Annotated in this window: 1 protein-coding gene; it reads right to left on the reverse strand. The window is 58.5% G+C overall.

Features of this window, described 5'->3' with window-relative positions:
• Nucleotides 1-8,187: Ig-like domain-containing protein (locus ACE3OH_RS16245; RefSeq protein ID WP_374355280.1), on the reverse strand; the 8,187-nt coding region annotated here is incomplete at both ends.

Genomic DNA, 8,187 nt, shown 5'->3' on the forward strand with positions numbered 1-8,187 from the left:
CTTCAAGATATCGTTCCTCTTCCACAACCCAAAATGGATGATTATCAGTAGCATAAATCGTTGCAAAATCATTGGACCCTGGTATGCAGTACGTAACGGCGCGAATGGTCTTATTCTCGTATCTGAAAGTCTTGAGCACCCGCTTGTAGGCCTGCTCACCACCTTGCTCCGGTTGCGACAGCACCATATCACCAACCTGTAATTGGTCAATGCGCACCAAACCTTTGTCAGTGTGCACTCTAGTGCTACCAATAAAACACCCACCAACATTTTCCGGAAAGCGCACCCACTCGGTTGCATATACTTCTTCCAGCATGCGGTTATACAGCGCTTCGCCCGAATAATGCCCGGAGAACTTGGCCTTCAGGCTTTCAAAGGTCGGCACCTTATAACGCGCCGCAAACAGCTCTGCCAAATCCAGGTCCACCATTGCGGCCTGTGCACCACTGCGCAAATCTTGCAATACCTGCAATGCTTGTTTCACCTTGATCTCCGGATTAGGGGCGCCTTTTACCATTTCGCCCAGTTTCGCCAGATTGTCTACTAGCCATCCGCTGGCGTCGGCACAACGCATAGTGCCCGCCGGCGGGCTGACTACCGCAACCTTGCCTTCCACTTCAATCGCTGTACTGCGATCAATCGGCGCAGGAATGGCGTCATTTGGCAGTGCTTCATTACTACGAGTCCGCGGCACCACGCGCCCGCCTGCGGTTTGCTCCAGGTCGCGATTCACCGGCGCATGGTGGGCATCCGGGAATATCTTTCCCATTATCCAGTGCGCAATTAAGCCCAAGGCCCCACCTGCAACCGCTGCGATGCCTATCGGACGCCAGTCTATGCCCTGCTTGCCATCAGCACCTGCCGTATCGATGTAGATCATATTGGCGCCGGCTTGCTCCATAGCTGCAAATGCGGCGCCCGCCGACATACCGGATGCAGTTGCACCTTTCCAGCCGCTACCCAGGAGCTTGATAGATAGCTTGCCCGCACCACCAGCCACAACAAAAGCCCCCGTTGTGGTCGCAGTGTCGTCTAGATTTGCGCGAACAAACTGGTCGTAGGTCAACTCACCAGCATTATATTTATCAAGCCGGTTATCGTAGCGTTCCAGATAACCGCCCATGGCCATATTTTCTAACCAGAACCAAGCCGCGCCCAGCCAGGAATTATTAGGATTGGCCCTATCGTAATAGCTGGTGATTTTAACCGGCGGCTCCTTATCAACGTAGGTGATCTTCACCGGTGGAATATTGACCGGCCCAACGGTTGGCACCAAATTCGTCGTTTTAAAGCTACCCACACCCACGGCATTCGCAAATGATGAACCATCGCCGGGGCCATCATAACGAGCAGGCGTCAACTCTGGCCGTTGCGGCGTGCTGCCTTTGCCAGAAGGTAAATCTCGATCAATCGGATACCAATGTTTGGAATTTGCCGAATACATATCTAGCGCACCTTGTATCAGATTGCCGACATTCCAAGTCATCAGCGAATAGCTCTGATCTGCGTTCAGATCAAGATTTTCTTCATAGTTCCAGACGCTACCGAATAGCGTACCAACACCCTGCTCATTGACCGACAGGCTTAATTTACCGATTGCACTCCCCACCATAGGTGTGGTGGCACCAAGGTATACCGGTTTTTCGCCATGCAGACCAAATGGGTTTTTCACAATTCCCAGCTTACCACCGGTCTGATTGTTTGGAACTTCAGCCGTATCAAGAATCAATGGATCCTGGAACCAAAGATTTTTGTCCGACACGATCGCATACTGCTCGCCACCATATTCCACCATGACAACACTATCAGCACTCTGAATGTCTTGATGATAAGTATGACCGACATTAAAGTTGGTGCCAGTGTTGATATTGAAGCCGATATAGGGTACCGACGCTGCGAGGTTCGGCGTTTGAACCGAAATCGACGTAGCGCCATTGATTTGCCCAGTAGAATCAAAGTGTAGCTGTATGCTGGCCAAGCCACGATCCATATCACCACGATTACATAGCAAGAATTGGCCGGCCTCTTTGCCACTGATGATATAAACCGGATTCCTGCCCATTGAATCTGGGTACATATACGCATCATGCGCCAGCTTCGCCACTGCACCTGCCTTCACGCGACCATCCGATTTGACCTGATTTAAGTCAAGGAAGTACACCGCACCATCTCTACCATTTGGCTCACGTGCCGTAATGGCCAAGTAGCTATTAATATTGACAGCCAGCGAAACGAAGTTAGTCGCAGCAGCACCCGGCAGTTGAATATTCTGCTCTTCCGCCAGGAACTTTCTACTGAGCTGATCAACTCGCACGCGGCTGAGTCCACCCTTTCCTTGCGGCCCATCAATTTGACTGATATAGAGCCAGTTTTCCGACAAAACCATGCCAGAAATTCGACCACTCGGACGCTGGAGCGCCAGGCTATAGACCACGTTGTTTGAGGTCATGTCGACAACGTACAAAGTGCTATTTGCACCGGCCACATAGGCGAGCGTGCCATCAGTACTATATACAACCGGCTCACTTGCCCCTTGAGCAAGCTGCAACGCCTTGCCGTTTTGATCAACTGTTATGTGGGCACGCAAGGTAATTGGCGCACTATTCGTACGTGAATCACTTGTTGTGGGCTCAAATAGTTCGATGCTGTTTTTGGTGGTTACCACCGTTTTGTTGGTGCCGTCCATCCAGCCTTCAATCGCGCTGCTTTCATCGCTCGTAGACTTATTCTCGACTGCAATGCCATTGGAATCAGGTGTAAGGGCAATACGCTCGACATAAATAGTATGTTGCGAAAGCGAAATACCCCGCGGCAAGACCACTTTGACCTTGTCCCGCCCAACAATTTCCGCATCGAACCCCTGCCAGACCAAACCGCGCTCCGGTGTTCCCTTGGTGTGGCTAGTTAACTGATTACCACGAGGCTCAAGCCAGACTTTGATACGGAACCCACTGGGATGCTGAGTGCCCGGTACAAAATTTGTGCCGGTCAACGTCAAGGTTTGGCTCAATTGCTCATAGTCCATTCCCGTAATATCGGGCTCTTGGCTGCCAGCATGTGCGGGCGCTGCCATGTAGCTCATGAAAACGTGACTATCTATTTCATTGGAAGGCACATTTTTCTGATAAGTCCCCGCAAAGTCATAGGTCAGGAAGTTGATTTCCGTAGGCGCTTGCTGTGCCATGATAAGCGAAATAACTGCAAGACCGACACCGGGCGGTGCAGCGGCAAAGGCGCCCATTGCAATGGCTATTTTAGCGAGGTTTGAATACACAACCCCGACATTGATAGTTTCACCCTTGGTATGTAGCTCACCCGTTTTTGGATTAATCCGCACATCGGGCGCAGACGTGCCATCTGGGTTCAATTTACGCCCAGTAATGAACACACGTCCGCCTACCAGCAATCCGTTATAAGGCGGGCTGGCGGTATGCGCCATACCATCATCGCCAATCACCCCATCGTCGATCAGCCACCATGTTTTATGCATCGAACCGTCAGCCAGACGTATCTCGCCTTCTCGCCAGAACAATACTTGGGTACCTGGCTGGAGTGGATTTTCCTTGCCGGATGCGGAAAGAGCAGATGGATTAACTTTCACCGCCAATTGCAATGGTTGCGTTGCTGTCAGGCCACCAATATCAATATTTACGGCAGCAAGTGGCTCCAATATCCCTTTGCATGGCGGCTCCAGATCAAGCGAGGCCATATCAATCTTCTGAATGGAAGCAGTAGTATCGGCCGGCAATGCGCCGCCACCGATCATCAAGGTATTGCCATCGCCGTCTACGGTGACCGCTCCTTCCTTGGATGACACATGAACAGGCCCAGTCGCCGCGTCCATAACACGCAATGCGATTGTGCTCTGCAGCCCACCATTGATCACAGTAATGGTTGCCGAGCCAACAGACTTTGCCTTGATCAAACCATCAGCAGAAATCGAGGCAATATTCGGGTCACTGATGAAATAGCGGGTGCCTGACTGCGCCGTTGAATAATCAACGCCCATACCGCTGCGCTGGCTCAATTGATAAACATCGATCTGCCGCTGGCCCGTTCCTGCTGCCAAGTCGACACTAAGCGGGAATGTATCGAGTTCATTGCCGCTTTGATCCGAGTTTGGAGCAATTGCCGTTGCACTGGCAAAAACCACATTGCTCGCACTGATTCCGTGCGCCGTTGCCGTAATCAGCGCCGTTCCGGCGCCTTGTGCATGCACCCGGCCCTGGCCGTCCACGCTCACCACTTGCGCGTCGCTGCTGCTCCATTGCAGGTAGTCCGCCGGCAAGGCCACGCCTTGCTGGTCGGCGAAATCGCCCAGCACCTGTAGCAAGGCACTGCTTCCAGTTGCCAAGCTTGGCAAGCGCTTGATATGCAGGTTTTGCAGGCGCGCTGCGCTCACATTCACTGTTACGGTGATTGGGGCGCTGGCGGCAAAGCCGTCGTCGGCCTGCACGGTAATGGTGGTGCTGCCGCTAAAGCCGGCTGCCGGCACAAAGTGCAGGGTTTTGCCATCGGCCGCCAGGCTGGCGCTACCGTGTTCGCTGGCCAGTACGCGCCAGTGGATGGCGTCGCCCTGCAAGTCGCGCGCCAGATCGCTCAGGCTCACCTCGGCGGCGAGGCCGGCATGGGTGTTGAGGGTGACGCTGGCCTGGGCCTGTGGTGCGGTATTGCTGGCAAAACCGTAGTTGGCGTACAGCAGCTGGCGGTCGGCATCGTCCACCTTGCCATTGCCGTCGAGGTCGGCGCTGGTGCTTTGGTTGCTTAGTGCGGCTTCGAACAGGTCGATATCGTTGCCGTCTACCTTGCCGTCCAGGTTCACATCGCCCACTACGCTGATCTGCAGCTGGGCGTCGCCGCTGCCAGTCAGGGTCAGCAGCTTGGCGCCGGCGCTGCTTACCCGCAGCAGGGTGGTGGCGAAATTGCCGTTCTGCACCGGCCCGACCATGTCGGCGCCCGGTGCGCTCAGCTTCACGTTTTGGCCCTGGGTGTGCACAGCCAGCAGCACAGTGCCGCTGGCGCCCTTGGCCTTGATAGTGGCGGCCAGCTCGCTGTCGCGCACGATATAGCCGAGATTGACCGGGGTGCTACCCAGCGTGCCGCGCCAGATGCCGGCACCGGGCCAGCTGGTGCTTTCGCCCAGTTGGGCGGTGAGCGGGCTGGTGATCAGGCTGCCATCGGCCTGGTAGCCGTAGGCGTTGCCGGCGCTATTGCCGAGGGTGCGTGCCTGTTCCAGGCGGCCGCGTGCGTCGTAGCTGTACAACACGGTAGCGGTAGACGGATTTTGGGTGTCGTTTCCACCTGCCGGATTTTTAACGTTGCCTGCCAGCGGGCCGCTGATGCGGCTGATGGCACCTTGGGCATTGCGCACAAAGTCGATGCGCTGGCTGGCGTCGCCACCCAGCAGGGCAATGCCATCGCGGCCGATTAGCCATTGCTGCTGGTCGGCAAAGGTGGCGGACAGGATATTGCCCTGGGCATCGAGAGTGTAGCGGGTGCCATCGGGGCCGGTGAGCTGCCATGCGGCAGCTTGCCATGGCAGGCCGGTCACTTCGTCATACAGGCCAGGGCCCACCTTTTGCAGGTTGACCGAGCCGGGCTGCACATTGCCGCCGGCATCCAGCGCCACCGCTTGCAGGGTCCAACCCTGGCTGGCGGCGAACACCGGGTGCAATACGGTCGGCGCGCCGGGGCCTGCGCCCAGCGTCTCGCTGCGCGTGGCCAGGGTAAAGCTCAGGTAGTGGTTGGCCGCGCCCGGCGTGGCCAGGCTGGCGGGCATCTGCAGCCACAGGCGTGCGCCCACATGCCATGGCAGGGTGCTGCCATCGTTGTTCTGCGCGGGCTGGTCGGTGGTCAGGTGGGTGTTGAGCAGCGGCAGGCTCCAGCCACCCAGCTCGCCATTGGCCAGCGCGCCGGCTGGTAGCTGGCGGTTCAGGGCAAAGTCGTGGTTGCCGAGCCGGAATACGGCATCGGTTTCCAGCGCTTGCTGCGGCTGCTTGCTGGCGGTATCGATCACCAGCCTTGCCTTGATTTCGCTATGGCGGCCGGCCAGGTCCCAGGCGCTCAGGCGCAGCTGGTAGCTGCCGTTGGCCAGGCTGCTCGGGTCGAGCAGGCCCAGATCGAGCATGCCGCCACGGTTTTCGGCGGCCAGGGTCTGGCTGGACAAGGTAGTCCAGCTATTGCTGCCGGCCGGTGCCAGCTGCAGTTGCCAGCCCATCAGCTGGCGGTCGGCCAGCTGGGCCTGCAGCAGGGTTGGCCGCTGCACCGTTACCGGCTGCAGGCTGGCACCCTGGCTGCCCCAGTCACCCTGCAGGGCGCCGGACCAGGCCAGCGCCGGGGCGCTGCTGTCTTGCGGGTCGGCCACCCAGACCTGGCTGGTCTGGCTGCTGCTGAAGCCATCCACATCGCGTGCTTGTACCCGCACTTCCATCATGCCCGGCGTAGTGGTGGGCAGGGTGAACTGGCCGGCATCGTCAAGAGTCGCGCTGGTCCAGGCGGTGGCGCCGGCTGCGGTGTCGCGGTATTGCACCGTAATGCTCGCCATATCGGCAAAGCTGCTGGCACGCACGGTGCACAGCACGCTCTGGCCGGGCTGGGCCGGCATCGACGGCGTGTTGGTGACGCTGATCACCGGGGCATTGCTGCTGGCATCGGCCGCTACCCGCAGGGTGAACACGCGGGTGCTGGTGGTGCCAAAGCTGTCGCTCACCCGTGCCGTTACCTGGAAGTCGCCTACCTGGGCCGGGCCGGGGGTCCAGATCAGTTTGCCGGCTGGCGCATCGTAGCGGGCACCGGCTGGCAGGTTGTCAAACGCCACGGTCAGCGCCTGGGTCTGTACGGTGCCATCGAGGTTGTTGACGACAATGCCGCCATTGGCGCGCGCGCTGGCGGCGGTTCCGCCCTTGATCACGTCGAGGCTGAAACCACGGCCCACCTGCAGGGCGTGGTTCGAGGCAAATATCTGCGGTGCGCGGTCGGTCTTCATCACCCGTACCTGCACGGTCTGCATTACCGGCGGGGCAATGCCATCGCTGGCGCTGAAGGTAAAGCTGTACACCTTGTTGCTACTACCGGGCTCGATCACCGTGCCCAGCGGCGGCGTCCATTCAAAGCTGCCGGTGCGCGGATCGAAACTCACGCCTTGCGGGGTGTTGGCATCGTGCAGCAGGTTGAGCACCAGCCCGTCTGCATCGATATCGCTGGTAATCAGGTCAAAGTTCAGCGTATCGCCTTCAGCCACCTGCTGGATCGGCATCGGCAGAATGCTTGGCGCATGGTTGACGTGCGCTACACGGATCTCCAGCGTATGGGTCAGCTGCGCCATGCCGTCGCCAGCATGCAGCACCACGGTGTAGACGCCGTTCGGGTTGCCTTCGCTGGCGCCCTTGGCGGCAAACACATTGGGGGTCCAGTCCAGGGCCAGTTGTGCCTGGCCATTGGGTAGCAAGGTCTGCTTCAGGCTCATGCCCATGGGCAGGCGCTCGGCGGTCCAGTTCAGCTTGTCGCCATCGGCATCGCGTGCCAACAGGCTCACTGCCAGCGGCTTGCCTTCCTGGGCGCCCACTACTGTCTTGCCGGACTGGCTGGCCAAGGTTTGGCCATTGGCGCTCACATCGAGCAGCTCTGGCGCGCTGTTGCTGGCCTTGAGCACGACATTGAGCTTGGCCTTGACGACGTGCGGCACCGGCACAAAATCCACCGGCTTTGGCACATTCACTGGCGGCTCGCCGCTATCGCGCACGGTCAGCTCGACCGGGTAGCTACCCAGCGGCGCATCGCTTGGCGGCGTCCACTCCAGCCAAGCCTGACCGTAGTTGCCGGTAACGATACGGGCCCCTACCAGACCGGTAAAGGCAAAGTCCAGTTGGTCCTGATCCTGGTCGCTGGCCAGCAGTGGCACACGCAGCAATTGGCCAGGCAAGGCTACCACCTCGGCCGGCACCACCAATTGCGGCGGCATGGTCAGGCTGGTGGCGCTCAGCACAAAGCTGCTACTGCTGCTGCGCGCGCGTTCGGCATTGCCGGCACCGTCGTTGCTGGCGGTAAGCGTGATGGTGAAGTCGCCGCGCACATCGCTGTGTGGTGCGACGTGGAATACACCCGCCACCCGGTTGCCGAAGGTGGTTTGGGTGAATGTCACAAAATCCGGCAGACCGCTGGCCTTGAGCAAGACCGGGCTGCCACCCA

The sequence above is a fragment of the Chitinimonas sp. genome (assembly GCF_041904975.1).
GTDB lineage: Bacteria > Pseudomonadota > Gammaproteobacteria > Burkholderiales > Chitinimonadaceae > Chitinimonas.